Below are 26,197 nucleotides of genomic sequence, written 5' to 3' on the forward strand. Positions count from 1 at the left end.
TCTTTGTTGCAGATGTTTCATGACGCGCCACAAAAAACACTTACAGCAATAACGTCTTGCAACTTATTGTGTGGAGGGCTATCCAAAAGCAGCCGTATGTTCCATGCTTATTTTTAGCATCCTGTTTATGAATAAAGTGTTTGGAGGCACAGGGTTCGTGCCTGACTTCGTTTATCACATTGAGAAACATGAATGAATCTCCCAATTAAACGTTATGACTTACCCCAGATCATGTTCGGGGTGCTGTTTATTGCCCTGATGACAATTGCCAGCATCTGGGTGGTTCAGCCTTTCATTTTGGGCTTCGCCTGGGCTGGTATGGTGGTTATCGCCACCTGGCCGCTGATGATCAAACTACAAAAGGTTCTGTGGGGACGCCGTTTTCTGGCTGTCATCATCATGACACTGCTGTTGATCCTTTTATTCGTTTTGCCTATTGCTTTACTGGTCAGCAGCGCCATTGAAAATGGCGCACCTTTGGTCGCCGTTGCGAGTAATCCTTCCATATTGCACATGCCCGATTTCCACTGGCTGAACTCCATTCCTCTGGTCGGTCATAAACTTTACATCGGCTGGCATGCGCTGATTAATGGTGGCGGGAATGCGCTGATGAGCAAAATGCAGCCTTATGTGGGGCAGACAGCGTCGTGGTTCGTCGTCCAGGCCGGACATCTTGGACGCTTTATCGTGCACTGTTCGCTGATGCTGTTATTCAGCGCCCTTCTTTATAGCCGTGGTGAACAAGTTGCGATGGGGATCCGCCATTTCGCAGTTCGTCTTGCTGCCGAACGCGGTGATGCCGCGGTTATTTTAGCCGGACAAGCCATCCGCGCCGTAGCGCTCGGTGTGGTTGTCACTGCAATTGTACAGTCTGTTCTTGGCGGCATCGGGCTGGCCATCGCGGGTATTCCTTACGCTACCGTGCTGACTGTCGTGATGTTCGTATGTTGTGTCGCACAAATCGGGCCACTGCTGGTATTGATTCCGGCCATCATCTGGCTGTATTGGTCCGGCGATAATACCTGGGGCACCGTCTTGCTGGTATGGAGTTGCGTGGTCGGATCCCTGGATAACGTACTGCGCCCGGTTCTGATCCGCATGGGTGCGGATTTACCCATGCTGCTTATCTTGTCCGGTGTTATTGGTGGCTTATTTGCTTTCGGTATGATTGGCCTGTTTATCGGACCGGTTGTACTGGCCGTCTCCTATCGGTTGATTTCGCTTTGGGTCAATGAGGCCCCGGAACCTGACATGGCACCTGAAGAAGCACTGAAAGCACTGGATGAATAATTTCATTTCACTTTAACGTGCCACAGGCGTTGTCCCCTGTTAATTCAAGCGGGCAGCGCCTTTTCTTTATTTGTGCTTCTTTCCTGAAATGACGCCTACTAAAAACTCCCTTCACATCAATTAGCATGAGAATAATACCTATTAGGAGAATTCTTACAGACTAAATACCTTGGGAAACTTAGTATTATTAACAGTTCGGATTTCAACCCACTGATTTATATACAAGCTTTCCCCTGAGCTGGTATATCCCAAATTGCTGTGTGTAGTCTTTGCCTGTCTGCTATGACGGGCTTTTTTTTTACTTTTTTGCCTTACAATTCTATTTCCCCCCATAGTCCTGCAACATATATTTTTATTCCCGTCATTTACGCTACCCGTAAAAAAAGGCTGCCACCTGTAAGTGACAGCCCTAAATGTCAGGCATTAGGAATTTATTTACTTTCGGCTAACGCCAGCCAGGTTTGTACTACGGTATCCGGATTCAGTGATAAACTGTCGATCCCCTCTTCCATCAGCCACTGTGCGAAATCCTGATGATCTGAAGGCCCCTGTCCACAAATACCGACATATTTCCCCTGCTTCTTAGCGGCTTTGATTGCCATCGACAAAAGGGCTTTAACAGCCTCGTTTCGTTCATCAAAGAGTTCAGAGACAACGCCTGAATCACGATCCAGCCCAAGTGCAAGCTGAGTCATATCGTTGGAGCCGATAGAGAAACCGTCGAAATGTTCAAGGAACTGATCCGCCAGTAAGGCATTGGATGGAATTTCACACATCATAATCACTTTCAGGCCATTTTCGCCCCGTTTCAGCCCCTGACTGGCCAGCTCTTTGACGACAGCTTCAGCCTGCGCCACAGTACGAACAAACGGAATCATCACTTCAACATTCGTCAGCCCCATATCATTACGGACACGCTTCATTGCCTCACATTCCAGTGCGAAACACTCGCGGAAGCTGTCAGAGACATAACGGCCTGCACCACGGAAACCCAGCATCGGATTTTCTTCATGAGGTTCGTATTTTTCGCCGCCCACCAGATTGGCATATTCATTTGATTTAAAATCTGACAAACGCACAATCACCCGTTTCGGCCAGAATGCTGCGCCGAGTGTTGCGATCCCCTCAGTCAGACGTGCCACATAATATTCACGCGGGCTGTCATAGCCCTGAATCATTTTATTGATGGTTTCCTGCAATTGGGCAGGTTGCTGATCAAACTCCAGCAATGCTTTCGGATGCACACCAATCATGCGGTTAATGATAAATTCTAAACGCGCCAGCCCGACACCTTCATTCGGCAGACAGGCAAAGTCGAAGGCGCGATCGGGATTGCCGATATTCATCATGATTTTCAGCGGTAAAGTTGGCAGTTCATCAATAGCAGAACTCTGGACGCTAAAGTCCAGCTCATCCTGATAGACATAACCGGTATCGCCTTCAGAACAGGAAACGGTCACTTTCTGATTTTCTGTCAATTTTTCAGTGGCATCACCACAACCGACTACCGCAGGAATACCCAGTTCACGCGCAATGATAGCGGCGTGACAGGTACGTCCGCCACGGTTGGTGACAATGGCTGACGCCTTTTTCATGATGGGCTCCCAGTCAGGATCCGTCATGTCAGTCACCAGAATATCGCCTGCCTTAACGTGATGCATTTCGCTGATATTATGAATGATTTTTACCGGCCCGGCACCAATACGATGGCCTATAGCGCGGCCTTCTACCAATACTTTGCTGTTACCATTCAACTGATAGCGTTCCATCACCTGACCGTTGGAACGAACAGTCTCCGGACGCGCCTGCACGATATAAAGATTGCCGTTATGACCGTCTTTCGCCCATTCGATATCCATCGGACGGCCATAGTGTTTTTCAATCAATAATGCCTGGCGTGCCAGCGCCTGCACCTCGTCATCCGTCAGGGAGAAACGAGTGCTCTGTTCAGCCGGCACATCTTCAATCTGTACCTGTTTGCCGTGTTCCTGGCTTGGCGCATATATCATGCGAATTTTCTTCGAGCCCATCGTGCGGCGGACAATAGAGGGCTTATTTTTTTCCAGCGTAGGCTTATGTACGTAAAACTCATCAGGGTTAACCGCGCCCTGAACAACCATTTCACCCAGACCATAAGCCGAGGTAATAAAGACGACTTGATCAAAACCAGATTCGGTATCCAGAGTGAACATCACCCCCGCAGAAGCAAGATCAGAACGCACCATACGCTGTACACCGGCAGAAAGCGCCACACCGCGATGATCGTAGCCCTGATGCACACGATAAGAAATGGCACGGTCATTAAATAAGGAAGCATAAACATGCTTCACTGCGGTCAGTACGGCATCGAATCCCTGAACATTAAGGAAGGTTTCCTGTTGCCCGGCAAATGACGCATCAGGCATATCTTCGGCTGTTGCGGAAGAACGAACCGCGAATGACGCATCAGGCTCACCTTCGCATAATTGCTGATAGGCCTCACGGATCGATTTCTCAAGTTCAGGCTGGAACGGTGTCTCAATGATCCACTGGCGGATTTGCGTACCCGCCTGGGTTAATTGCCCGATATCGTCAACATCTGTTTTATCCAGTAATTCATGGATTCGGTGGTTTACACCGCTCTGATCGAGAAAATCATTAAATGCCTGCGACGTCGTTGCAAAGCCATTGGGAACTGAAACACCCAGATCAGACAAGTTGGTGATCATTTCCCCGAGGGATGCGTTCTTGCCCCCGACTTTATCAACGTCCTTCATACCCAGTTGGTTGTACCAGATAACATTGCGTAAATCGGGATCGAGATGAGCCATGAAACAATCCTTTATTATTTATTTACAGTAAAAGTCAGTAGGCGTGCAACACCGGTTGTCCAGCCATTGTCGGCGACGCTTTTTCTGTCATTTAACAACGCTGTCATTTTGAGACTAGCATAATGCTCCATAAGACATGGACAGGTGAATCGATCCAGCAAAACAAACTATTTTTGTTTAGGAAAATTCCAGCGCAGCAAAATGACGCTTATGGGTGGAAACATCATTAACCCTTATGAATCAGCAGGAAGTCTCCATAAGTCCGTCACTAAATCAATGCTAACAGAGCAGCTGAAGTTCTGCTGAAGCAAATCAAAAAGCTGCGATAAGTCGCGGAAAATTTAAAATGCCATTTCATTTATTACAGTCATTTTGCGCACTGTCTCGCAGCAATTAACAGAACATCGCCACGCAGATGAAATAGGCTTTTTATTTCATGCAATTCTGGTTATTACTAAATAAGGGATAATTTGAATATAAATGAAGTGCGATAAATCAGGAGTCGTTTGTGGACAGATGCGTGTTTTACATTTCTGACGGTACTGCCATTACAGCAGAGGTTTTAGGCCACGCTGTACTTTCACAATTTCCGGTCAACGCCACCACCTACTCTCTTCCCTTTGTTGAAAGTGAAGAGCGTGCCAAAGCAGTCTGCCGGCAAATCAATGACATTTTTGAAAAAACCGGCGCCCGTCCGCTGGTATTTTATTCTATTATTTCACCTCTCATCCGCGACATTATTCAAGGTAGTGAAGGTTTCTGTCAGGACATTGTCCAGTCGCTGGTCGCCCCTTTACAGAATGAGCTGGGCGTCGATCCTACCCCCATCGCCAACCGGACGCATGGTCTGACGGCCAGCAACATCACTAAATACGATGCGCGCATTGCCGCGATTGATTACACCCTGGCTCATGATGATGGCATTTCGCTGCGCAATCTCGATCAGGCCCAGGTGATTTTACTGGGCGTCTCGCGCTGCGGTAAAACGCCGACCAGCCTTTATCTGGCATTGCAGTTTGGTATCCGCGCAGCTAACTATCCGTTTACCGCCGACGACATGGACAATATTCAGTTACCTGCCGCGTTAAAACCGCATATGCATAAGCTGTTTGGCCTGACGATTGACCCAGAACGCCTGACGGCAATTCGCCAGGAACGCGTTGAAAACAGCCGCTATGCTTCCTTGCGCCAATGCCGTATGGAAGTCTCTGAAGTGGAAGCATTATTTAGAAAAAATCAGATCCGCTACCTCAACAGTACAAACTATTCTGTTGAGGAGATATCAGCGAAGATCATGGACAGCTTCGGCATGAGCCGCCGTATGTTCTGAATACTTTTACTGATGTGGATGGCATATCCTGCTGACAGTGGTTGAATTCATCGGTTTTTGGGTTATTGTGATCGGCATCACTTCCCGGTATCCCTGCCGCAGAGAAGAAACACATTTTTCGAGAATACGATGTCACAAACAGATGAACTGCGTACGACGCGCATCGACAGCCTGATTACGCCTCAGGCACTGGCAGAAAAATTGCCAATTTCCCCGTCGGTCGCACAACACGTGATGGAATCACGTAAACGAATTGAAAAGATTATCAGTGGGGAAGATCAACGGTTACTGGTTGTTATCGGTCCCTGCTCAATCCACGATATTGAAGCGGCTATTGATTACGCGGGCAAGCTTAGTGTATTACGTGCAAAATATCAGGATCGCCTGGAAATCGTCATGCGTACGTACTTTGAAAAGCCACGTACCGTTGTCGGCTGGAAAGGGCTGATTTCAGATCCTGAGTTGAACGGTTCCTGCCGGGTTAATGACGGTATTGAGCTGGCGCGGAAGGTATTACTGACTGTCAACCAACTGGGCATCCCGACCGCGACTGAATTCCTTGATATGGTGATTGGACAATATATTGCCGACCTGATCAGCTGGGGAGCCATCGGCGCACGGACCACCGAAAGTCAGATCCACCGCGAAATGGCTTCGGCGCTTTCCTGTCCTGTCGGTTTTAAAAATGGCACTGACGGGAATACCCGCATCGCCATCGACGCTATCCGTTCGTCACGCACCAGCCATATGTTCCTGTCGCCGGATAAAAATGGTCAGATGACCATTTACCGTACCGCTGGCAACCCTTACGGACATGTGATTATGCGTGGCGGTAAAAAGCCCAATTACCATGCCGCTGACCTCGAACAAGCCTGCCTGAATCTGGCTGAATTCGATTTAACGCAACGTCTGGTGGTCGATTTCAGTCATGGCAACTGCCAGAAACAGCACCGCCGTCAGCTCGAGGTAGCCGAAGATGTTTGTCAGCAAATCACACGCGGCTCAACCACCATTGCGGGCATCATGGCGGAAAGTTTTCTGGTTGAAGGTACACAGCCTATCGTTCCTGGCAAGCCCTTGGTTTACGGTCAGTCGATTACCGACCCTTGCCTGAGTTGGGAAGACACGGAGACATTACTGTCAATGCTCGCGCAAGCGACAAATAGCAGGTTCTGATCACTTTACTGTAACCTTTCTAAGGGCAGCGCAGGCTGCCCTTTTTTGTTTTCCTGGCATGTCCGGGTACGCGTAATAACCTGTCCGTTCTGATACTTTCCTCGCTTACCTCCCCTGTTCCCCTCTTAAATGAATGGGTTAACACCGCCGAATTCCCTGCTGAAGAGAAAAATTTTCTTGATGTGTCCACACAATGATTTGATAATGATTATCAAAATGATATTAATTACCATTAGCAACAAAATCCAAAACAAGGTTTTCTGCTAAATATTTTTACAAATCATTCACATAACAGCGTAGGTTTTTACCCGCTATGTAACGGGTAACTTTGACAACGAGGAAACAGCAATGCATTCAGTTCACTATGAGGATTATTTACAAGCCAAAGAAGCTAATCCGGGTAAATATGCCCGCGATTTGGCGGAAATGTTGGGGATCAGCGAAGCGGAACTGACAGCTTTGCGTGTTTCACATGATGCCGCACGTCTGGATGTTGATGCACGGACCTTACTGGCCGCTCTGGAAAATGTCGGCAGCACTAAATCGATTACCCGCAACGACTTTGCCGTACATGAGCAGGAAGGTCGCTATGAAAATCAACATCTGAGTGGTCACGCCGGTCTGATCCTTAATCCCCGCGCGCTGGACCTGCGTCTGTTTCTGCAACACTGGTTGTATATTTTCAGCCTGTCAGAAAACACGGCCCGTGGTGTTCGCCACAGTATTCAGTTCTTCGATGCGCACGGCGATGCCGTTCATAAGGTGTATAACACCGATGAAACTGACATGGCGGCATGGAATGCGCTGATTGCGCAGTACAAAAGTGACGTCAATCCGCCGTTGCAGATAGAGGCAGTTCCTGAAACGCCGGCCCTGATGGCCGCAGATACCCGCACTCTCGATGCTGAATGGCGCGCAATGACCGACGTTCATCAGTTCTTCCAGTTGCTGAAACGCCACGACGTCACCCGCCAGCAAGCATTCCAAGCCGTCGGGGACGATCTTGCATGGCGTGTGGATAACGGCTCACTGACGCGTTTACTGAATATCGCCAAAGATGACCAAAACGAAATCATGATTTTTGTGGGCAACCGTGGCTGCGTGCAGATTTTCACCGGTCAGATCGAAAAGGTCATGCCACACGGAGAATGGATCAATGTCTTCAACAAACAGTTCACCCTGCATCTGGTGGAAAGTGCCATCGCGGAAAGCTGGATCACCCGTAAACCCACCAAAGATGGTTTCGTGACCAGCCTGGAATTGTTTGCCGCTGACGGTACGCAGATCGCACAACTGTATGGTCAGCGTAGCGAAGGCACGCCTGAACAAACTCAGTGGCGGGAACAGCTGGCGCAACTGTCCCAGCAAGGTGTGGCTGCATGAAAACAATGTTGAAAAGGCTGGCCGCTGTTACAGCGTTGCTGGTGACGCCGGTGCTGCATGCCACTGAAAAACTGGTCAGTATTGGCGGTGACGTGACCGAAATTATCTACGCACTCGGTGCCGGCGACGAAGTGGTCGCCCGCGACAGTACCAGCTTGCGTCCGCAGGCGGTACGTAGCCTGCCGGACGTCGGTTATATGCGCCAGCTCAGCGCTGAGGGAATTTTGTCTATGCATCCTTCGCTGGTGCTGAGCAGCGAACTGGCAGAGCCGTCACTGGTGTTGCGGCAGCTTGAGCAGAACGGTGTAAGAGTGGTTCGTGTGCCGGGTACACCTTCTGCGGATACCGTCCCGCGTAAAATCGTCGTAATTGCGGCGGCACTGAACCGGCAGTCAGAAGGTGAAAAACTCATCGCGACCTATCGTTCGCAGATTTCAGCGATTCGCCACGATGCCCTGCCGGTAAAAATGCTGTTTGTGATGAGCCATGGCGGCATGTCATCGATGGCAGCCGGTCAGGATACCGCGGCAGATGCGATGATTACCTCTGTCGGGGCGAAAAACGCTATGCAAGGTTTCAGCCGCTACCGTCCGCTGTCCCAGGAGGGCGTGATTGCCAGTGCGCCGGATATCCTTTTACTGACCGCTGACGGTGTTAAGACACTTGGCGGGATGGAACAGGTGTGGAAATTGCCTGGCGTTGCTATGACACCGGCCGGTAAGAATCAGCGCGTACTGGTCATTGATGATATGTCACTGCTGGGCTTTGGTTTGCAAACGCCAGAGGTGATGGCTCAGCTACGCCATGCTGCGGAACAGGTAAAATGAGCAGCATGAGCCCTCCGGTGTTATCGCGTCGCCGCGCGCCAGTCTGGGCGCTGACTGGCATCGGCTGCGCTCTGCTGGTGTTAGCCGTGATGGCGGTGAATACTGGTGCGATGTCACTGTCGCTAAGAACGCTTCTCGGGCGTCCTTTTGACGATAGCTTATGGCAGATCTGGCTGACCATTCGCCTTCCCCGCGTGCTGCTGGCTATGGTAGTCGGTTGTGCGCTGGCAAGTTCCGGTGCGGTTATGCAGGGATTGTTCCGCAACCCGCTGGCAGATCCCGGCCTGCTTGGGATCAGCAGCGGCGCAGCGCTGGCGGTTGCGCTAACCATAGTAATGCCGCTGGCTTTACCGCCATTACTGGCACTTTACAGTCACATGATCAGCGCATTCGCTGGCAGCCTGGCGATTTCTGTCATCGTCTTTACGCTGAGTCGTTTTGGTCATGGCGGATTGTCGCGCTTGCTGCTCGCCGGTATTGCCATTAATGCCTTATGCGGCGCGGCGGTCGGTGTACTGACCTATGTCAGTGACGATCAGCAATTACGCCAATTTTCATTGTGGAGCATGGGCAGTCTCGGGCAGGCGCAATGGCCGACGCTGGCCGTGGCGTCTTCGCTGATCCTGCCAGCCTGCATTGCGTCGTTTTTCATGGCACGACGCCTGAACATTCTGCAGTTAGGGGAAGAAGATGCACATTACCTCGGTGTGAATGTCCGCCGTACGCAATTGCAACTTTTGCTGCTTAGCGCTCTGCTGGCCGGGGCTGCCGTCGCAGTTTCTGGTGTGATTGGTTTTATCGGTTTAGTGATCCCGCATCTGTTGCGGATGCGTATTGGTGCTGACCACCGCTGGCTTCTACCGGGTTCGGCCCTGGCGGGCGCCTGCCTGCTTTTGCTCGCTGACACGCTGGCCCGCACGCTGGTCGCTCCGGCAGAAATGCCGGTAGGATTGCTGACCAGCCTGATTGGAGCGCCTTATTTTTTATGGTTGATCCTGCGCCCCGGAGTACCGCGTAATGCCTGATTTCACTTCATCAATGGTGGCAGAAAACCTGACCTATTGCGTTAATGACCGCCGGTTAATTGACGATGTTTCACTGAGCTTGCAAAGCGGCGAGATGGTCGCGCTGATTGGGCCAAACGGTGCAGGAAAATCAACGCTGATGCGTATGCTGACCGGTTACCTGTTGCCACAAACGGGAAAGATTTCTCTTCAGGGAAGACCTCTTAATGACTGGCCGGCACAGGAACTGGCGCGTACACGGGCAGTTATGCGCCAGAATAGTACACTAGCGTTTGGCTTTAGCGTGCGCGAAGTCCTGACACTCGGGCGTTCGCCGCACGGCCAGCACAATATGCAACGGGCACTTACTGAGGTCATGACACAAACCGGTTGTCTGAATCTGGCAGAAAGGGATTACCGCCATTTATCGGGCGGCGAACAACAGCGGGTTCAGCTGGCGCGGGTGCTTATCCAGCTCTGGCAACCCGAACCTTTCCCACACTGGTTATTTCTGGATGAACCTACGTCGGCACTGGATTTATATCATCAGCAACACGCGTTGCGTTTGCTGCGACAGTTAACCCGGCAAACACCGCTGGCGGTGTGTTGCGTATTGCATGATCTCAATCTCGCGGCGTTGTATGCCGACCGGATTATTTTATTGCACAGCGGTAAATTGGTCGCCAGCGGGACGCCCGCTGAGGTACTGAGCGAAGCCACCCTGAGCCGCTGGTATCAGGCAGATTTGAACGTCTGTCTGCATCCGGAAACCGAATTGCCACAGATTTTCTTACGCCAGTAAAGACGACTCAATAAAAATGCCACACTGGAATGTGGCATTTTTTATGTCAGCTTGAACAGGAAATTTCGAGATGTTTCCCCCAGTCGGGCGGCAGTTTCGCCATCTCGTCATACTGAGGAGCATCACTGTAAGGGTCACGCAATGCCTGATGAAGTTGCTCCAGCGCACTGATATCATCCACTTCAGCCCTTTCGATGGCTTTCTGTGCCAGATAATTTCTCAATATAATACGCGGATTGCTTTGTTTCATGGCGTCCTGTCGCGTTGCATCATCAACATCTTCCGTTTGTAAGCGCTGGCGGTAGGCCTGGTACCAGCTGTCGAAAGCGTCACGGTCAATGAATTCATCCCGCAACGGCGATGTGGCTTGCCTTTGTTCTGTCTGGCTGAGCAACCTGAAGGTCTGGGTGAAATCCCTGCCCTCTTTTGCCATCAGGCTCAACAAACCGGTGAGCAGATCGTTATCCTGTTTATTCTCCGTAAAGAAGCCCAGTTTACCGCGCATCAGCGTGCCATAGGCTCTCATAAGCGCGGGTTCATATTCGCCAAGCGCAGTTTGTAGCTGTTCTGCAGACATCAGACCGGATAATGTTTGTGCCAGACGATGCAGATTCCAGAATGCCACCGCAGGCTGATTATCGTAGCTGTAGCGTCCCTGATGATCAGAGTGATTACAGATATAACCTGGCTGATAATCGTCGAGGAAGCCATAAGGACCGTAATCGATGGTCAGCCCGAGAATCGACATATTGTCGGTATTCATCACACCGTGGGCGAAACCAATACTTTGCCATTGCGCTATCAGCCGGGCAGTACGCTCCACCACCTCGGTAAACCATTGCTGATAACGTAACGCATCAGCCTGGTGATTTTCCAGCAACTGAGGCCAGTGATGTGCGATGACGTAATCTGCCAGCTGCTTCACCTGCTCAGGCTGTTTACGGTAATAGAAATGCTCGAAATGACCGAAACGGATATGACTTTCTGCCACACGAATCAACATCGCACCGCGCTCAGGCTGTTCGCGGAAAACCGGCTCATCACTGGTGGCAATCGTCAGCGCGCGCGTTGTCGGTACCGATAAATGATGCAGGGCTTCAGAGGCCAGAAACTCACGCACCACAGAACGTAAAACCGCACGGCCATCGCCCATCCGTGAATAAGGTGTCAACCCTGCCCCTTTAAGGTGCCAGTCGAAGCGTTTTCCTGAAGGTAAAACCTGTTCGCCCAGTAAAATACCGCGTCCGTCGCCCAGTTGCCCGGCCCACTGGCCAAACTGATGCCCGCTGTAAACCTGAGCCAGAGGTTCCATGCCCGGGAAAATTTTTTCACCGCACCAGTATTGGCGATGTTCAGCATCAAAAAGTGATTCATCCAGTCCCAGTTCACGCGCCAGCGGTTCGCTGTGATAAAGAAGTCGTGCGCCTTTTAGCGGCGTCGGTTGCAACTGTGTGTAAAAGCCAGGTAACTGCTCAGCATAATGATGTTCAAATCGCGGCATAAATCCCCCTTTTTGATAGTGTAGGACTGCAGGGCATTAATTAACACGGAGGAAATGCAGGGAGATTATTATCCGCAGATATCAAAAATCCCGGAACAGCAGGTGCTGGCCGGGATCCTGAGCGAAAAACTGCGTGTCATGACTAATGAAACTGAGCAGGCCGGATGAGCAGGCTGTCCAGTTCGGCGGGCTCAACACCAGGCCATAGCAAACCCTTCATTCCCTGTATGTCCGCTTTACGTAACGCGTCGAAATAGTCCTGCGAGTCTAGCCCGTCGACCACAATATTACGGCAAAATCGACTAACATTTCTTACCAGCGAGGGCATTACAATGGTGAAATTTTCACCCTCATATAACTGCCAGAAAAGATTTTTGTCGAGCTTCACCCACTGAAAAAGATGGTCAAAAATGGGTGCCATGGTGATGCTGCCTGAGCCGAAGTTTTCCAGCCACAGTGGAAAATATTTGTTTAATGCCACCACTTGTTCATTATTCCTGCCTTCGGAAAGTCGTGGAAACGACTCACTTAAATTCAGATGAATGAAAGTATATGTGCTGAAAGCATTGCGAAGATTTTCATCTTCCAGCAATAAGGCCACCTGTTTTTCCTCAACACTGATATTCAAAATAACCTGATTATCGGTAAACCATTGGGCATGCTCACACGCCCATATCTGTTGCTCAGTGAGAAATCGTAATAACTGCTGCGGTGTTAACAGGTTCAGAACCAGTTCTGTAGGCATCACTAACTTACTGTCAGCACTGGAAAAACGGCAAATTAATTCTACAGCCAGTAATTTCCCTTCAATGGTGTAAACCGGCTGGCACAGATAGCTGCTGTTAAAGGCCGTATCGAATTGTATTTTCATTTTTGTCCAAAACATCAACGGCACGGCTAATTGATTAATAACTTTTTTGACTATCAATCAGATCATAAAGATACCGGAGCCCCGGGGTATGACCAAAACATTAAAGAAATTGATATCAAGAAAGAGCCTCTCCGATTGTAAGGGTGCTGCGACGATCACGCGAACGGCTGCGAAATCAAAGTTTTTTAAAATGCCCTGCGCCTTGCGGCCTTCTTTTTGAGCTTTATATCATTCAATGCAGACATTTCAGACTAATCTTATCGCCAGACATAAGAACGTGCAACTTGCCTCGTGAGCGCTACCCGTCATTTTTAATCAAGAATTTCTGTGGTGTTTTGTGCCGATGCACAATAATGGATGTTACTAAATATTTTAGCTAATGGTTATAGTGTCTTATGAAATATTGCGCAAGTAGCAGCATTCACCACCGGGCTTTTTAAGTGGGATCAGTGAGTTTTTATAACGTTTTAATAAACCGGCACTATCCGCCATCAGGCCGGTAACCATTGCGGAGAAAAAGTACAGGCGCAGTGCAATCTAGCAGCATCCGGAGGCCATCCTTTCAACGGCCTCCGGAATCCCCATCGTTATCTGATACAGCGCACCAGCCAGTTTTGCAGTTCAGTCAGTTCAGCCTGCATCGCGGGATAGAGGGCCATGATATGCTGGCAGGTTTGCCTGACCTCCTGCGCATGATAGCGCGTTCCTGCCAGTTTTTCGGCTAGCCGGCCTGAGCTAGCCGGCCTGAGTGTGAAGCGCAGACGACGTCGTAAGGGTCTGGCGACTGAGCGGCTTCCGCTGCTTCGCCCGGATGCGCCCAATCTGACCTGGTCAATGGATTTCGTCATGGATGCACTGGCCACCGGTCGCAGGATCAAGTGCCTTACCTGCGTCGATGACTTCACAAAGGAATGCCTGACTATCACTGTTGCCTTTGGGATTTCAGGCGTGCAGGTCACGCGTATTCTGGACAGTATTGCGCTGTTTCGCGGCTATCCGGCTACGATAAGAACTGACCAGGGGCCGGAGTTTACCTGTAGAGCACTTGACCAGTGGGCCTTTGAGCATTGCGTGGAGCTGCGGCTTATTCAGCCCGGTAAACCGACACAGAACGGATTTATTGAGAGTTTTAACGGACGTTTTCACGATGAATGCCTGAATGAACACTGGTTTAGCGACATCAGCCATGCCAGGAAAACCATCAGTGAATGGCGTCAGGATTATAACGAATGTCGCCCACACTCCACGCTGAATTATCAGACGCCGTCTGAATTTGCAGCGGGCTGGAGAAAGGGTAATTCTGAGAGTGAAGGATCCGACATTACTAACTGAGCCTTGTATCTAATACTGGTGGCAGGTCAAGCCCCAAATGTATTATGCTGTAGTTCGTTCGTTCCAAGCATCGGTATATTGAATGTTGCCATCAACATACTTCCAAGTGATTTTTTCATAACGTAGTGCAACGTTTTCCATATGGCCTGTGCCAGGACAGCCACGGGTATCGTGCATCATTGGAGTTACCGAAATGACTTTCACATTTTCAAGCAGAATGTTGAAGTACTCGACTTCCTGCCCTGCATCGTTGATACAATACCATTTGATTTCGGCAGAGTGTAACGTTTGACCTGTACCAACTGCCTTGTATAAGTAAGGACTTGATGAGTCGATTTCCTTATCAAACTGGAAAGGGGCATGTTGTCGAGTGCCTGTTAGCTTCCCTGTGTTGCTATCAGTTGGAATACTCAGGTTATGGTGAATCGATCTTAGTTCTATGCTTCCTTCACGATCCTTTACATCAGATGAACCACGGATATTTGCACCGCCATCGTCTTTAAGCCATAAGTGAACTGGTACAGCCATTGATTTAGCTCCTTGCTAATCGTACAACCATTTACCGGCTTTTGCCGACTCTATCAACATACCAATAGTAAAATCTGGTACCTGAACTGGAATTACTTTTTTGAATGGATTCCAAGAAACACGTACATCTGGGTAATATGTTTCAGTACTATAATTACCTTTTTCAACATTGAACTTTGCAAAGTACTCATTCATTAAATCATCAATTTCATACTCATCAATGCTTAGGTCAGTATCGAGATCTGTATCAGGTGTTAGTTCTACCTTTTTAATATTGAACAAATATGTACCGGCATAAGGTCGGATGAAGTCATAGATTTGTTGTTCAACATTGTCTACCATAATTTATCATTTTCCCTTGCTATCATGTTGTAATCACGAATTGACTTGTAAGTGATTTCAGAAACATCAGCAGCAAGTACGATAATACCAAGTAAGGGAATACTCCGGCCTACGAATGGGGCTATATTACGTACCATGACTCGTCTTGTTGTCCAAGGCGTGTATCCCCCTAACCAAGTTGGTAGCGAGATTCCAAAAGGAAATTTCGACTTCTTAAAGACATTACGTGCTGCTTTAGATGCGTATGAAGTACCTTTAGTAGCCCCCATTGGTTTCGCTCTGGTTGATTGATCATTTCTGCCAGAAAGAATTGCAACTATAGCTCCGAAATCTACGATACCTAAACCGAATTGATCTACTGTATGTTCGCAGAAGATCACAAAAAGCATCTGACCAGCAGTTAAATTTGACTTACCCGCATAAAAGTAAGTTCCATTTAGTTCTTCAACCGTATCCATACCTTCCCCTTTTACGTGACGTCTAAAGAGTATACAAGTGATTAAAATTATTAAACATTAAAAAGAGTGTACGAAATATCTGAATTTACCTTCCTTCGTGATTTAGATCATTCAACGCGGCCTTCGTCTAATCATATAATTTCTAATATTTTGTTATGATGAGATATATTGTTACCCTTCTGCATTCATTAGTGATTTGATGTTATCAATACTGTCTTTTAGTTGAGCATCAGATTTATCATTGCTTCCATATGCGTCTACAAACGCCGTAAGGCTATTTAAATCTTTCTGTAGTGCTACGATGTCTGTTACTAATAGATCGTCTGTAACGCTTTCTACGTAGCTTGTATTAGCCATTAGGTAATCAGTACATAATTCTGCTTTTGTTTTTTCTGCCATTTTATTTCCTTATAAGTTTTTATAAAATTCTCCGGTAGCACGTAGTCCATACTTTTTATTCAAATGAGTGTAACTTGCCGTGGTTCCCTTCTGTTCTTTGTATTTAGTCAAGTCGAAAGACCAAATAAAACGGGCGTTCTTTGACTTCCCGTAAGGGGCTGGCAAAAACGCAAGTATGATCTTATTATCGATTTTATATAGACTAACGACCAAAGGGAGTTAGTCTATATAAGACTGAAAATATGTAAGCGATTTAATCAAGAGAATTATTTTTGTTCGTTAAGGTGATTTTTAATATATAGTTCTCACAATGGCACCAATACCCCACATATAGCGGTATAATTCGGGTTGCAGCACTATATATAGTACAGTTAAGCAATAAAAACTTCCCATTGTGAGGATAATTAGTTCTCATAATAAAGTACAATAATGAGAATGAAATTATTACTTTCCATTCTCAGATTCGGCAATCATTGCCTCTAAACGCTTTATCATTTCTTGTGCGGATAATCCTGCATCTTGTCCATCTTGGATGCTTTTATTTTTGTATGCCGATAGGCCAATATCTTGCCAGTACGTTACTTCACCATCAAACAAGTGCTTCTTAGACTCTAAGTACTGCTCTATATGGGTTGTTTATTCGTCTAAACCACTGCCTTCAGTTTGTGTCGTTTTACTAATACGGGTGTATACATGGGGCGGCGAGTCGTCATATTTAACCATCAAATGATAATTAGTCTCAAGTGTGTATACTAACTTAAAACCACGGTTTCGGCATTTCTCCAGAGGAATAACACACGTTGTGTGGTCATCTCACGGAAAATACAGTCTTCTACCGCCAGATTGAACCAGGGATCATAAGAATCGGAAAGTAATAGTCTGAGAGGTTTCATTGCTTATTCATCCTGAAGGGTCTGCCCGGATAATAGCAGCAAAAAACAGGATGAAATACGCAGTGAAATCAGGGGAAATACGATTTGGTGCCGCGTCAGATGCGGCGCGCCTGCCAGTAGACTTTACGCCAGTAAACATTATCAAGCGAAGAGCGGGTTACGCCCTGGCTGGTCGAGGCATGGATAAACTGATCGGCCGTGTCATAGATACCGACGTGAAGACCATTTTCACCGCTGCCGGTTTTGAAGAAAACCAGGTCACCGGGTAATAATTCATCACGTGGTACTTTGGTGCCAATTTTGGTCTGGTCGGCGGTCGTTCTCGGCAGCACGACGCCAAACCGGTCACGGTAAGTGCGGAAGACAAAACCAGAACAGTCGACGCCGCTCGGTTGTAATCCGCCGTAACGATACGGGGCACCATGCCACTGGCTGAGCTGGTCGTTAAGCTCGGCCACGACAGTAATAGAATCGGCAAACCTGCCGCTTGGCGGCGGAGCGTGGCTGCTGCAACCGTTAAGAATTAATGCGGCAACAGCCAGCAGGGAATACATGGATACGGATGACCAGCACATAGTGCATTCCTTCTCGAATAGCATCACGGCATGACCAGACGCGAAGTTTTACGCGCACCGGATAAGTCGCCGTTATCTAAGAACTAATAGAATTTAGCGCTATTTTATCCGTCATCCAATGTTTAATGCTGTTTTTTATCGTCAGAAAATACATTTAATGAGATTTTTTTACGGGTTTACTGTGAATCAGCCAGACACCTGACAGGATAAGCAACCCGCCAAGGGTTTTACTTAAGCTGATGCTTTCATTGAACCAGGGCAGAGTGACTGCGGCCACATACACCAACACATAACTGAGACTCAGTAAAGTATACGCCCGGTTGAGCGGCAGATAATGCAACGCAAAAAACCAGCATCCCATCGATAAGACATAGCCACACAGCCCTGCAAAAACAGCAACCAATGCACTTAAATGACTCAGAATAAAGGGAGCGTCTATCGCTGCCAGTGAAAACAACGGGATCTGCACCATGCCCCATTTCATCAGCAATTGTGCCGCAGTGACCAGCAACACGCTTCCCGTGCCCCAGAGATATCCTTTCATAAGCTGAAACTCATTACGGCTATACCACACATGATCAGCCCAACGCCGCACCAGTGACGCGCATCGACAACTTCACCGAAGCACCCGCGGGCACAGAGCGTGATGAAAACGAAATTCAGACTGAGCATGGGATAAGCCAGGCTCAGCGGCAGGAGTTGTAATACCCGCAACCATAACAGCATGGCGATACCGAGCAACAATATCGCCAATCCGAGCCAGCGTAAAACCTTCGCCATGCCCTGCCCGGCGACCTGTGCGGCCTGCTTCTGACAAAGCTGACCGGCACAGGTGATAACGCTGACGGCAAGAACCAGAAAGAAACCGGTCATGGCAGTTTTTTGTAGAACAGCAGCGCCTGACGATCAACTTGTACCTTTTGATCCGCAGGAGGCAGAGAGGATTTTACGGCAGCATTACGGTCAAGCCTGAGGACCAGAGAGACGTTTCCTTCCTGGCGTGCTTGTTGCAGCCATTGTGAAAAATGCGCCGCATCGACAAAATTATTCCTGGCATCCGGATAACTCAGACCGTATTGCAACTCACCCTTTTCATCAAACATCAGAATGTCACTGCGTTTGAGCGTCCACGCGATTGCGGTCGCCACGCCCACGTTGTCTGTCAGTACATAACGACTGTCTTTTAACAACGCCATATTTTGTGTCAAAAAGGGCTGTGGCTGTTTGGAATCCATCACTTTCTTTGGAACAGCCTGTCCGACCAGCAACGCCAGCACCAGCGGGCAAAGAGCAGCCCAATACCAGCGCTTTGTCAAATCCGTCAGCGATATGGCTCCCGCCAGCGCCCATACCGCAAAGCACAGAATACCAATCAGCGCATGGGGTAACTCCGAACGGCTGAACACGGCTTTAATGTGCAACGGCAAAATTCCGGATATCACCAGTACAGCGGCCGCCATCAGAAGACCAAAAGTGATGTTGATCACACCATTAGCTTTCAGTGTACGCAATTTCCCTGACTGACAGATTTGATTGAGATGATCGGCCATCAGCAAGGCAACCGGCGCAAAGCACGGCAAAATATAGGTCGGCAGTTTACCTTTGGCGATGCTGAAGAAAATCAGCGGCATGATTGCCCAGCTCAACAGGAAAAATAATTCCGGTCGTACGACCCGTTTAGTCCAGCCCGCCCGCAATGCGCCAGGTAACAGTCCGAGCCACGGCAGCGCGCCCAGAAACAGTACCGGCAGGTAATACCAGAAAGGTGCCTTATGCTGAGCATCAGCCTCAGCAAAACGCTGAATATGTTCAACCCAGAAGAAGTAATTCCAGAAGTCAGGCTCACGGTGTGCTATCGCCAGCACCCACGGCAGGCTCAGTGCCGCCGCGCTCACAATCGCCAGCGGGCCCCAACCAAGCAGGGTTTTAAAACGCTTCTCGCGCCAGATAATCGGCAGTACGGCAATAACCGGTAACGCCAGCGCCAGAAACCCCTTCGTCATGAAGCCCATACCGCAGGCCAATCCCAGCGCTATCCAGCTTATGGCTTTTTGCGGTGTAGGCGAAACCCGCAGGCAGAACCACGTCGCCACCATGGCCGTGGTCATCCACAAGGTGATCATAGGATCCAGAACACTGTAAGTGCCGATACTGAACACCAGTGTCATGGAAAGATAGATCAGCGCCGCTGTGTAAGCCGTCTGGCGGTTACGCCACATAAGATGTGCCAGCCAGAACACCAGAATGGCACTCAGCAGGGTGCTGAATACCGAACCAAAACGCACAGCAAAATTACTGTCACCAAAAATCATCTGGCTGATGTTGTTAAACCAATAGCCTGCCACCGGTTTTTCAAAGTATCGCAATCCGAGAAGATGAGGCACAACCCAGTCGCCGCGCTGGAGCATTTCGCGGCTGATTTCAGCATAACGGGTTTCATCAGGTTGCCATAACAGGCGGCTATTAAGAGGAACAAGATATACCAGCGCGAAAAACACCAGGATCAGGGTGCTCCATACGCCTTTAATTGTTTTCGACATCAGGAAAAACCTTCTTGCTGACAACCTAACCAGCCTTCCCTTCCCGGGAAACTGGCGCGAACCACTTTGCCTCTTGGCAATGAACTCAGATCTTGCGGCAGCAACTCACCCAGCGCGCAAAACTGTATCCCCTGTGCAGATGCACGGGTCAGTAATTCATCGAACTTTTGAGCCAGTGACATGCCTTCTACTTCCGCATGAATGGTATAAACCGGTACACCGCTATCTTTCGCAATAGCATCAAGAATAAAGTCGTTGAAGTTATCGGCGTTAATCTCACCGCCAGCCACTTCGTCATACGTCGGTAACGTCACAGGAATCTGTACGGTACCCAATGTTCCATTTTTCAGTACCGGCAGGAAAGGTCGCGTTCCGCGGCAATCACTGTTGTAGTAAAAATGGAAACGTTCTTTGACTTCAATGACCCGCTCATCGGCACGCCAGCCCGCCACCGCCGAGCATTCAACATCATGACCCAGACTTTTTTCCAATGCATCCAGCCCCAGCCGGATTTGCTCTTCCAGCTGTTTCTCGGACCATTTCCCCACTTTTGCCTGCCAGCCCTGATGATCCCAGGCGTGCAGCCCCACTTCATGACCTCGTTTGGCGGTTTCTTTCATCAGATAACCGAGATCACGCGCGATAAGTTTACCCGGCCACGCAGTGCCTGCCAGTAAAATATCCCAACCGTAAAGGGACGCCGCATTAGAACGCAGCATTTTCCACAGGAAGCGCGGTTTAAGCAGGCGCCATAAATGACGCCCCATATTATCCGGGCCAACGCTGAAGAAGAAACTGGCGGTAATTTTATGATTGGCAAGCGTTTGCAGAAGCTGAGGGACACCCTCGCGGGTGCCACTCCAGGTATCCACATCAATGCGCAGACCCACTTTCTTCATGACGGGCACCCTGTCAGGCTTTGTCAGCGTCAGGATTTACTGAGCGCAGGAAGAAATCCAGGGTTTCAGCAACGGTTTTATCCATACCAATTTCCGGTTTCCAGTTCAGCAGACGACGGGCATTTTTGATGCTCGGCGTACGATGCTCAACATCCTGATAACCCTTACCGTAGTAAGTGCTGCTTTCCACCAGATTGAAACCGGCAAACGGCGGGAACTGCGCGCGCAGCGGATGCGATTCAAAGCTACTCAGCAGCATCTCTGCCAGTTCACGAATACTTGCTTCGTTGGTCGGGTTACCGATGTTGATGATCTGACCATCACACAGATTGTCACGGTTTTCGATAATGCGGAACAATGCTTCGATACCGTCGTTAATATCAGTGAAGCAACGCTTCTGCTCACCGCCATCCACCAGTTTGATAGGCGAGCCTTCAACCAGATTCAGGATCAGCTGAGTAATGGCGCGGGAGCTGCCGATACGCGCGGCATCCAGATTGTCCAGTCGTGGACCCATCCAGTTGAACGGGCGGAACAGGGTGAATTTCAAACCTTCTTTCGCACCATAAGCCCAAATCACGCGGTCCAGCAATTGCTTAGAAACAGAATAAATCCAGCGTTGTTTGTTGATCGGGCCGACAATCAGGCGGGAATGATCTTCATCGAATTCTTTGTCATCACACATACCGTAAACTTCAGATGTTGACGGGAAGATGATGCGCTTTTTGTATTTCACACAATCGCGGACGATTTTCAGGTTTTCTTCGAAATCCAGTTCGAATACACGCAGCGGATTACGGGTGTATTCGATTGGCGTTGCGATAGCCACCAGTGGCAGAACAACGTCGCATTTTTTGATGTGATATTCGATCCACTCTGAATGGATGCTGATATCACCTTCCACGAAGTGGAAATGCGGATTGCTCATGAAGCGGCTGACCGCATCGGAGCTGATATCCAGACCATAAATTTCATAGCGGTCTTCGCGCAGCAGACGCTCACTCAGGTGGTTACCGATGAAACCATTTACGCCGAGGATTAACACGCGGGTACGACGTTTCATCACCGCCGTTGGCAGTGTCGCGACACGCATATCCGGCATGATGCCCAGTTCAAGCGCCAGTCGGGAGCCCTGAACATACAGACCGTTTTCGCTCTGGCCGGCCAGAATTTCCAGCGCACCTTCGCCACAGGCGATGATCAGCGGATCAGAAGAAAGCACGGTACCCGGTTGTTTGTCGTGCTGAGTAGTCAGCGGACGTGCACGCCATACAGTCAGTTTACGCTGTCCCAGATAAGAGAACGCACCCGGGTAGGGTTCAGTCACCGCACGGATCAGGTTATTGATTTCTGTGGCAGATTTGTGCCAGTGAATTTCACCGTCTGCTGCAGTACGGCGGCCAAAGTAGCTGGCCTGCGTTTCATCTTGCGGGGTCAGGGTGAGGTTGCCCGCCTTCATTTCAGGCAGCACATCCGTCAGTAAGGCTTTAGCCGCTTCACGCACTTTGGCATGAAGTTTCAGCGCAGTATCATCGGCAGTAATAGCCACTTTACGCTGACCAACGATGTCGCCTGCGTCAGGACGTTTGACCATTTTATGCAAGGTCACGCCCGTTTCAGTTTCGCCATTCAGAAGCGCCCAGTTAACCGGTGCACGACCGCGATAACGCGGCAACAATGAACCATGCAGATTGAAGCCACCCTGCGGTGCCAGAGATAAAATCTCTTCGCTCAACATATTGCGGTAGTAGAAGGAGAAAATAATATCGGGCTGTAAAGCACGGATGCGGTCGACCCACAACGGATGGTTAACATCTTCAGGCGCATAAACCGGCAAATCCAATTCAGCACCCTGACGCGCAACGGAAGAAAAGAATTGGTTCTCATTCGGGGAATCAGTGTGGGTGAAAACCGCCTGAACATCGTAACCCGCATCAACCAGAGCCTGTAAACCAACACAACCAATATCATGATAGGCAAATACAATCGCTTTCATCACTCTTCTTCCTGACTGTTGTCTTCGGTACGAACGCCGACGACTTTTTGAACAAAATAACGGGGACGTGCACGAACATCGTTATAGATCCGCCCGATGTATTCACCGAGTAACCCCATACCGACAAACTGCGCACCTATAAACATGAATAACAATGCAAATAGCGTGAACACGCCTTCCGCGGCCCATTCCGGGCCGTTAATAAGGCGCATTAAAATAAGGAAGACCGCAAGAACGAAACCGAAGATGGCGATCGCACTGCCGACAACACTGAGCATTCTCAGCGGTGTTGTAGTCAGACAGGTGATCAGGTCATACATCAGATTGATCAGTTTCATCAGACTGTATTTGGAATCACCAAATTCACGTTCGGAATGCTGAACCGGAATCTCCACGGTTTTGCGCGCGAATGTGTTAGCCAGGATAGGAATAAACGTACTGCGCTCATGGCAGTGCAGCATGGCTTCGATGATGTGACGGCGATAAGCCCTTAACATGCACCCGTAGTCACCCATCGATTTACCGGTAGCGCGCTGGATCATCATGTTGATCATTCTGGACGCGGTTTTACGGAACCACGAATCACGACGGTTAGCACGTACAGTGCCGACAACGTCATAACCTTCATCCGCAGTGGCGACCAGACGTGGAATTTCTTCCGGCGGGTTTTGCAGATCGGCATCTAAGGTAATAACCAGATCACCCGTAACATGGCTGAAACCGGCCATTATTGCGGAGTGCTGACCATAGTTACGATTGAGTAAAACAGCAATGATATGACTGTCAGGTTGTTCGGCAGCAGCAGAAAGCATATCGCCGGAGCTGTCGGAGCTGCCGTCATCGACCAGAATAATTTCATATTGCTGGGTTAATTGTTGGCAAGCGGCCTGCGTGCGCGAAAGCAACGCAGGCAGGCTTTCTTCTTCGTTATAGACCGGAATAACTACCGAGACTTTACGGATAGGTTCGTAATGCGCCACTACTGCGCCTCCAGAAGAGAAAAAAGAGCTGCGACAACGCGATCCACATCGCTGTCCTGCATATCAGGGAACAACGGCAGACTGCACAGACGTGCGGAATTCCATTCGCTGTTTGGCAGATTCAGGTGCGGATAACGTTCGCGGTAATATTTTTGGGTGTGAGCGGCTCGGAAATGTAAACCGGTTCCGATGCCCTGCTCTTTCAGGCGTTCCATCAGTGCGTCACGACTGATACCACAACGCGCTTCGTCCACACGTATCATGAATAAATGCCACGTATGCAGATGCGGATAAGCCGGCACATTCATGGGCAGATACGGTGAGCCCTGTAATTTATCCAGATAACGCTGGGCCAGCTCCGCACGGCGGGCATTCATTTGTGCCAGACGCTTAAGCTGCACGACAGCGACAGAGGCATGAATGTCGGAGAGATTATATTTAAAGCCTGGCTCGACCACTTCAGCCTGCGGTTTCCGCCCCAAAACCTGACGATCAAATGCATCAACAGCCAGACCGTGGAATTTCAATGCACGCACTTTATCAGCCAGAGCATCATCATCCGTGGCAATCAGGCCGCCTTCGGCGCAGGTCATATTTTTGATTGCGTGGAACGAGAAGATTGCGGTGCCCCGGGCTCCAATCCAGCGGTCACGATATTTGGTGCCTGCAGCGTGCGCGGCATCTTCTATCACCGCAATATTGTGCTGATTTGCCACGGCATAAATAGGGTCAAGATCTAAAGGCGCGCCCGCGTAATGAACGGGAATAATTGCTTTGGTTTTTGGCGTTATGGCTGCGGCAACCGCTTCGGCACTGACCATTAACGTGTCAGGATCAACATCAATCATGACCGGTTCTGCGCCGAGCAAAACAATCATGTTGAGGGTGGAAACCCAAGTCTGAGAAGGGGTAATCACTTCATCGCCGGGACCGATGCCGAGCGCCATCAGGGTGACGTGCATGCCGCCGGTGGCGGAACTCACCGCAATAGCATGTTTACAGCCGAAAGCAGCAGAAAAATCCTGTTCAAGCTGATGTGTCTGCGGCCCGGTGGTGATCCAGCCAGAGCGTAATACCTGCCCCACAGCCGCTATTTCTTCTTCGCCCATAGACGGACGGGAAAAAGGCAAAAAGTTTTCCATTACGCTATCCCAAAAAGGTAATTAACCGGTAATGACTGTAGACCGCATTTATTTAACAGTAAGTAAACGCCGCCATGAAATTATGGATCTTATGATGTCGGTTTAATCTTAATTTAACCTTAAGGTTTTGCCAGTTTTGCGAAGTTAAACAGAAAGTAAATAAACGAAAATAAAATAGCGAAAACCGAATAAAACCCATCAATAACAACTGATTAACTTGTTTATGATTTTTATAAAAAAAATGAACTTTATTAAAAAAATGCATTCTTTGCGCTTTTTATGAGCAAATAAGAATTGGGGCAAAGGGTAAACCCCGATAATAATATAATTAAACCGCTATGCATTAAGCTCAGGTAAATCTCAGGTCGCCATTATCCATTGTCTGCCGGCCAGTTCGTGTATCTCAAATGCCACTTTGTATACGTCTGATAATTTTTCAGACTGCATGACATCAGCACATTTTCCCGCCACCATTACCTGACCTTGAAACATGAGCCAGACCTGATGTGCGTAATGCAGTGTGTGGTTTAAATCATGATCGCTTAACACCACGGAACGACCTGCTGCACAAAACTCCGAAAGCAGTTGGTCGAGCGCCTTCTGCTGGGCAACATCCAGGCTGTTCATCGGCTCATCAAGGAATAAAAGCTGACTATCCGGATTCACCGTCGGCCATACCTGCAGGAGAGCAGCCGCCAGCCTTACCCGCTGCCATTCTCCACCGGATAAATGCGTGACCGGGCGGCCAAGCTTATCGCTAAGATGCAGAGCCTCACACAAACATGAAACCGTGCGCTCAAGAGCACCGGGATCAACTTTTTGCGGCTGATGTAGGGATAAATATTGAAATACCGGCATCAGGGATGCCGGCGTCAGTTGCTGACATAACCAGGCACGAAGACGTGCCAGCCTGGGGCCGGGGATATCGGACAGCCGTTGTCCGTCGAGAGTCACCTCCCCTCCCCCTTCTGACATCCCTGCCAGACGGGCCAGTAACGTGCTTTTCCCGGCACCATTTGGGCCGATGATATGGATCCGGCTGCCCGGCTCAATCTGCGTGCTAAAGGCACGAAGCCGACCGGACACGGTTATCTGGCGACATTCCAGCATCGGTGTGTT

The 26,197-nt window shown here is 49.2% G+C and carries 24 protein-coding genes, 1 other RNA gene and 2 pseudogenes; 9 read left to right on the forward strand and 18 right to left on the reverse strand.

Annotated elements, in window-relative coordinates; genetic code table 11:
- The first annotated feature begins 192 nt into the window (after positions 1–192).
- On the forward strand, positions 193–1,290 hold the full coding sequence (gene ydiK, locus ACOZIO_RS03940; protein WP_129951713.1) for an AI-2E family transporter YdiK: 1,098 nt from the start codon (positions 193–195) through the stop codon (positions 1,288–1,290).
- 190 nt (positions 1,291–1,480) lie between these two features.
- Positions 1,481–1,591, forward strand: an RNA gene (gene rprA, locus ACOZIO_RS03945) — antisense sRNA RprA.
- Positions 1,592–1,721: 130 nt separating this feature from the next.
- Here the strand turns inward: rprA and ppsA are convergent.
- Positions 1,722–4,100, reverse strand: coding sequence for a phosphoenolpyruvate synthase (ppsA, locus tag ACOZIO_RS03950; protein ID WP_129951714.1), 2,379 nt, complete (start codon positions 4,098–4,100; stop codon positions 1,722–1,724).
- Positions 4,101–4,608: 508 nt separating this feature from the next.
- On the opposite strand from ppsA, the gene ppsR reads away from it, so the two are divergent.
- From ppsR to ACOZIO_RS03980, 6 genes are all read left to right on the forward strand, one after another.
- Complete coding sequence (gene ppsR / locus ACOZIO_RS03955) at positions 4,609–5,430, forward strand: posphoenolpyruvate synthetase regulatory kinase/phosphorylase PpsR (protein ID WP_129951715.1); 822 nt, start codon at positions 4,609–4,611, stop codon at positions 5,428–5,430.
- Between the two features lie 129 nt (positions 5,431–5,559).
- Positions 5,560–6,606 carry a 3-deoxy-7-phosphoheptulonate synthase gene (locus ACOZIO_RS03960; RefSeq protein ID WP_217157675.1) on the forward strand — a complete coding sequence of 349 codons (1,047 nt, stop codon included), beginning with the start codon at positions 5,560–5,562 and terminating at the stop codon, positions 6,604–6,606.
- Between the two features lie 348 nt (positions 6,607–6,954).
- On the forward strand, positions 6,955–7,989 hold the full coding sequence (locus tag ACOZIO_RS03965; protein ID WP_217218981.1) for a hemin-degrading factor: 1,035 nt from the start codon (positions 6,955–6,957) through the stop codon (positions 7,987–7,989).
- A complete protein-coding gene (locus ACOZIO_RS03970; RefSeq protein WP_129951718.1) occupies positions 7,986–8,816 on the forward strand; it encodes a heme/hemin ABC transporter substrate-binding protein in 831 nt (276 codons plus the stop codon). The genes ACOZIO_RS03965 and ACOZIO_RS03970 overlap by 4 nt, the downstream gene beginning before the upstream one ends.
- The gene (locus tag ACOZIO_RS03975) at positions 8,813–9,841 is read left to right on the forward strand and encodes a FecCD family ABC transporter permease (protein ID WP_165383691.1); all 1,029 of its coding nucleotides are present in this window, start codon (positions 8,813–8,815) and stop codon (positions 9,839–9,841) included. The genes ACOZIO_RS03970 and ACOZIO_RS03975 overlap by 4 nt, the downstream gene beginning before the upstream one ends.
- Entirely contained in the window at positions 9,834–10,622 is a 789-nt protein-coding gene (locus tag ACOZIO_RS03980) for a heme ABC transporter ATP-binding protein (RefSeq protein WP_217139153.1), read from the forward strand. The genes ACOZIO_RS03975 and ACOZIO_RS03980 overlap by 8 nt, the downstream gene beginning before the upstream one ends.
- Positions 10,623–10,668: 46 nt before the next feature.
- Here ACOZIO_RS03980 and ACOZIO_RS03985 read toward each other — a convergent pair whose 3' ends face one another.
- Both ACOZIO_RS03985 and ACOZIO_RS03990 read right to left on the reverse strand, forming a co-directional pair.
- Positions 10,669–12,123: a protein adenylyltransferase SelO gene (locus ACOZIO_RS03985; protein ID WP_129951720.1), complete on the reverse strand. Its 1,455-nt coding sequence runs from the start codon at positions 12,121–12,123 to the stop codon at positions 10,669–10,671.
- A gap of 142 nt (positions 12,124–12,265) precedes the next feature.
- Entirely contained in the window at positions 12,266–13,051 is a 786-nt protein-coding gene (locus ACOZIO_RS03990) for an EAL domain-containing protein (RefSeq protein ID WP_235173062.1), read from the reverse strand.
- A 678-nt stretch (positions 13,052–13,729) separates the two neighbouring features.
- Between ACOZIO_RS03990 and ACOZIO_RS03995 the strand changes: the two are divergent.
- Positions 13,730–14,326, forward strand: a pseudogene (locus ACOZIO_RS03995) (integrase core domain-containing protein); the annotation flags it as partial.
- Between the two features lie 42 nt (positions 14,327–14,368).
- Here ACOZIO_RS03995 and ACOZIO_RS04000 read toward each other — a convergent pair.
- From ACOZIO_RS04000 to btuD, 15 genes and pseudogenes are all read right to left on the reverse strand, one after another.
- Entirely contained in the window at positions 14,369–14,854 is a 486-nt protein-coding gene (locus ACOZIO_RS04000; RefSeq protein ID WP_129990440.1) for an Hcp family type VI secretion system effector, read from the reverse strand.
- Positions 14,855–14,869: 15 nt separating this feature from the next.
- The gene (locus ACOZIO_RS04005) at positions 14,870–15,196 is read right to left on the reverse strand and encodes a DUF1493 family protein (RefSeq protein WP_037037295.1); all 327 of its coding nucleotides are present in this window, start codon (positions 15,194–15,196) and stop codon (positions 14,870–14,872) included.
- Positions 15,190–15,654 (reverse strand): STM2901 family protein, encoded by a 465-nt coding sequence (locus ACOZIO_RS04010; protein ID WP_129990441.1) that lies wholly within the window; start codon positions 15,652–15,654, stop codon positions 15,190–15,192. Before ACOZIO_RS04010 ends, ACOZIO_RS04005 begins: the two co-directional genes overlap by 7 nt.
- Before the next feature lie 171 nt (positions 15,655–15,825).
- Entirely contained in the window at positions 15,826–16,053 is a 228-nt protein-coding gene (locus ACOZIO_RS04015; protein ID WP_421594941.1) for a hypothetical protein, read from the reverse strand.
- A 444-nt stretch (positions 16,054–16,497) separates the two neighbouring features.
- Positions 16,498–16,650, reverse strand: coding sequence for a hypothetical protein (locus tag ACOZIO_RS04020; protein ID WP_240783420.1), 153 nt, complete (start codon positions 16,648–16,650; stop codon positions 16,498–16,500).
- Positions 16,651–16,811: 161 nt separating this feature from the next.
- Positions 16,812–16,946: pseudogene (gene lplA / locus ACOZIO_RS04025) on the reverse strand (lipoate--protein ligase LplA); the annotation flags it as partial.
- Between the two features lie 95 nt (positions 16,947–17,041).
- The gene (locus ACOZIO_RS04030) at positions 17,042–17,521 is read right to left on the reverse strand and encodes an NlpC/P60 family protein (RefSeq protein WP_421594942.1); all 480 of its coding nucleotides are present in this window, start codon (positions 17,519–17,521) and stop codon (positions 17,042–17,044) included.
- Positions 17,522–17,675: 154 nt separating this feature from the next.
- On the reverse strand, positions 17,676–18,065 hold the full coding sequence (arnF, locus tag ACOZIO_RS04035) for a 4-amino-4-deoxy-L-arabinose-phosphoundecaprenol flippase subunit ArnF (RefSeq protein WP_129951723.1): 390 nt from the start codon (positions 18,063–18,065) through the stop codon (positions 17,676–17,678).
- On the reverse strand, positions 18,062–18,394 hold the full coding sequence (gene arnE / locus ACOZIO_RS04040) for a 4-amino-4-deoxy-L-arabinose-phosphoundecaprenol flippase subunit ArnE (RefSeq protein WP_129951724.1): 333 nt from the start codon (positions 18,392–18,394) through the stop codon (positions 18,062–18,064). The genes arnF and arnE overlap by 4 nt, the downstream gene beginning before the upstream one ends.
- Entirely contained in the window at positions 18,391–20,061 is a 1,671-nt protein-coding gene (arnT, locus tag ACOZIO_RS04045) for a lipid IV(A) 4-amino-4-deoxy-L-arabinosyltransferase (RefSeq protein WP_129990445.1), read from the reverse strand. The genes arnE and arnT overlap by 4 nt, the downstream gene beginning before the upstream one ends.
- Positions 20,061–20,960 carry a 4-deoxy-4-formamido-L-arabinose-phosphoundecaprenol deformylase gene (gene arnD / locus ACOZIO_RS04050; protein ID WP_129990446.1) on the reverse strand — a complete coding sequence of 300 codons (900 nt, stop codon included), beginning with the start codon at positions 20,958–20,960 and terminating at the stop codon, positions 20,061–20,063. The genes arnT and arnD overlap by 1 nt, the downstream gene beginning before the upstream one ends.
- A 13-nt stretch (positions 20,961–20,973) precedes the next feature.
- A complete protein-coding gene (gene arnA, locus ACOZIO_RS04055; protein WP_129990447.1) occupies positions 20,974–22,956 on the reverse strand; it encodes a bifunctional UDP-4-amino-4-deoxy-L-arabinose formyltransferase/UDP-glucuronic acid oxidase ArnA in 1,983 nt (660 codons plus the stop codon).
- Positions 22,956–23,936 carry an undecaprenyl-phosphate 4-deoxy-4-formamido-L-arabinose transferase gene (gene arnC, locus ACOZIO_RS04060; protein ID WP_129951728.1) on the reverse strand — a complete coding sequence of 327 codons (981 nt, stop codon included), beginning with the start codon at positions 23,934–23,936 and terminating at the stop codon, positions 22,956–22,958. Before arnC ends, arnA begins: the two co-directional genes overlap by 1 nt.
- Positions 23,936–25,078, reverse strand: coding sequence for a UDP-4-amino-4-deoxy-L-arabinose aminotransferase (gene arnB / locus ACOZIO_RS04065; protein WP_129951729.1), 1,143 nt, complete (start codon positions 25,076–25,078; stop codon positions 23,936–23,938). Before arnB ends, arnC begins: the two co-directional genes overlap by 1 nt.
- Before the next feature lie 360 nt (positions 25,079–25,438).
- On the reverse strand, positions 25,439–26,188 hold the full coding sequence (gene btuD, locus ACOZIO_RS04070) for a vitamin B12 ABC transporter ATP-binding protein BtuD (RefSeq protein ID WP_217218741.1): 750 nt from the start codon (positions 26,186–26,188) through the stop codon (positions 25,439–25,441).
- Positions 26,189–26,197 lie beyond the last annotated feature (9 nt).

The sequence above is a fragment of the Rahnella sp. PD4 genome (assembly GCF_049199325.1).
Classification (GTDB): domain Bacteria; phylum Pseudomonadota; class Gammaproteobacteria; order Enterobacterales; family Enterobacteriaceae; genus Rahnella; species Rahnella perminowiae.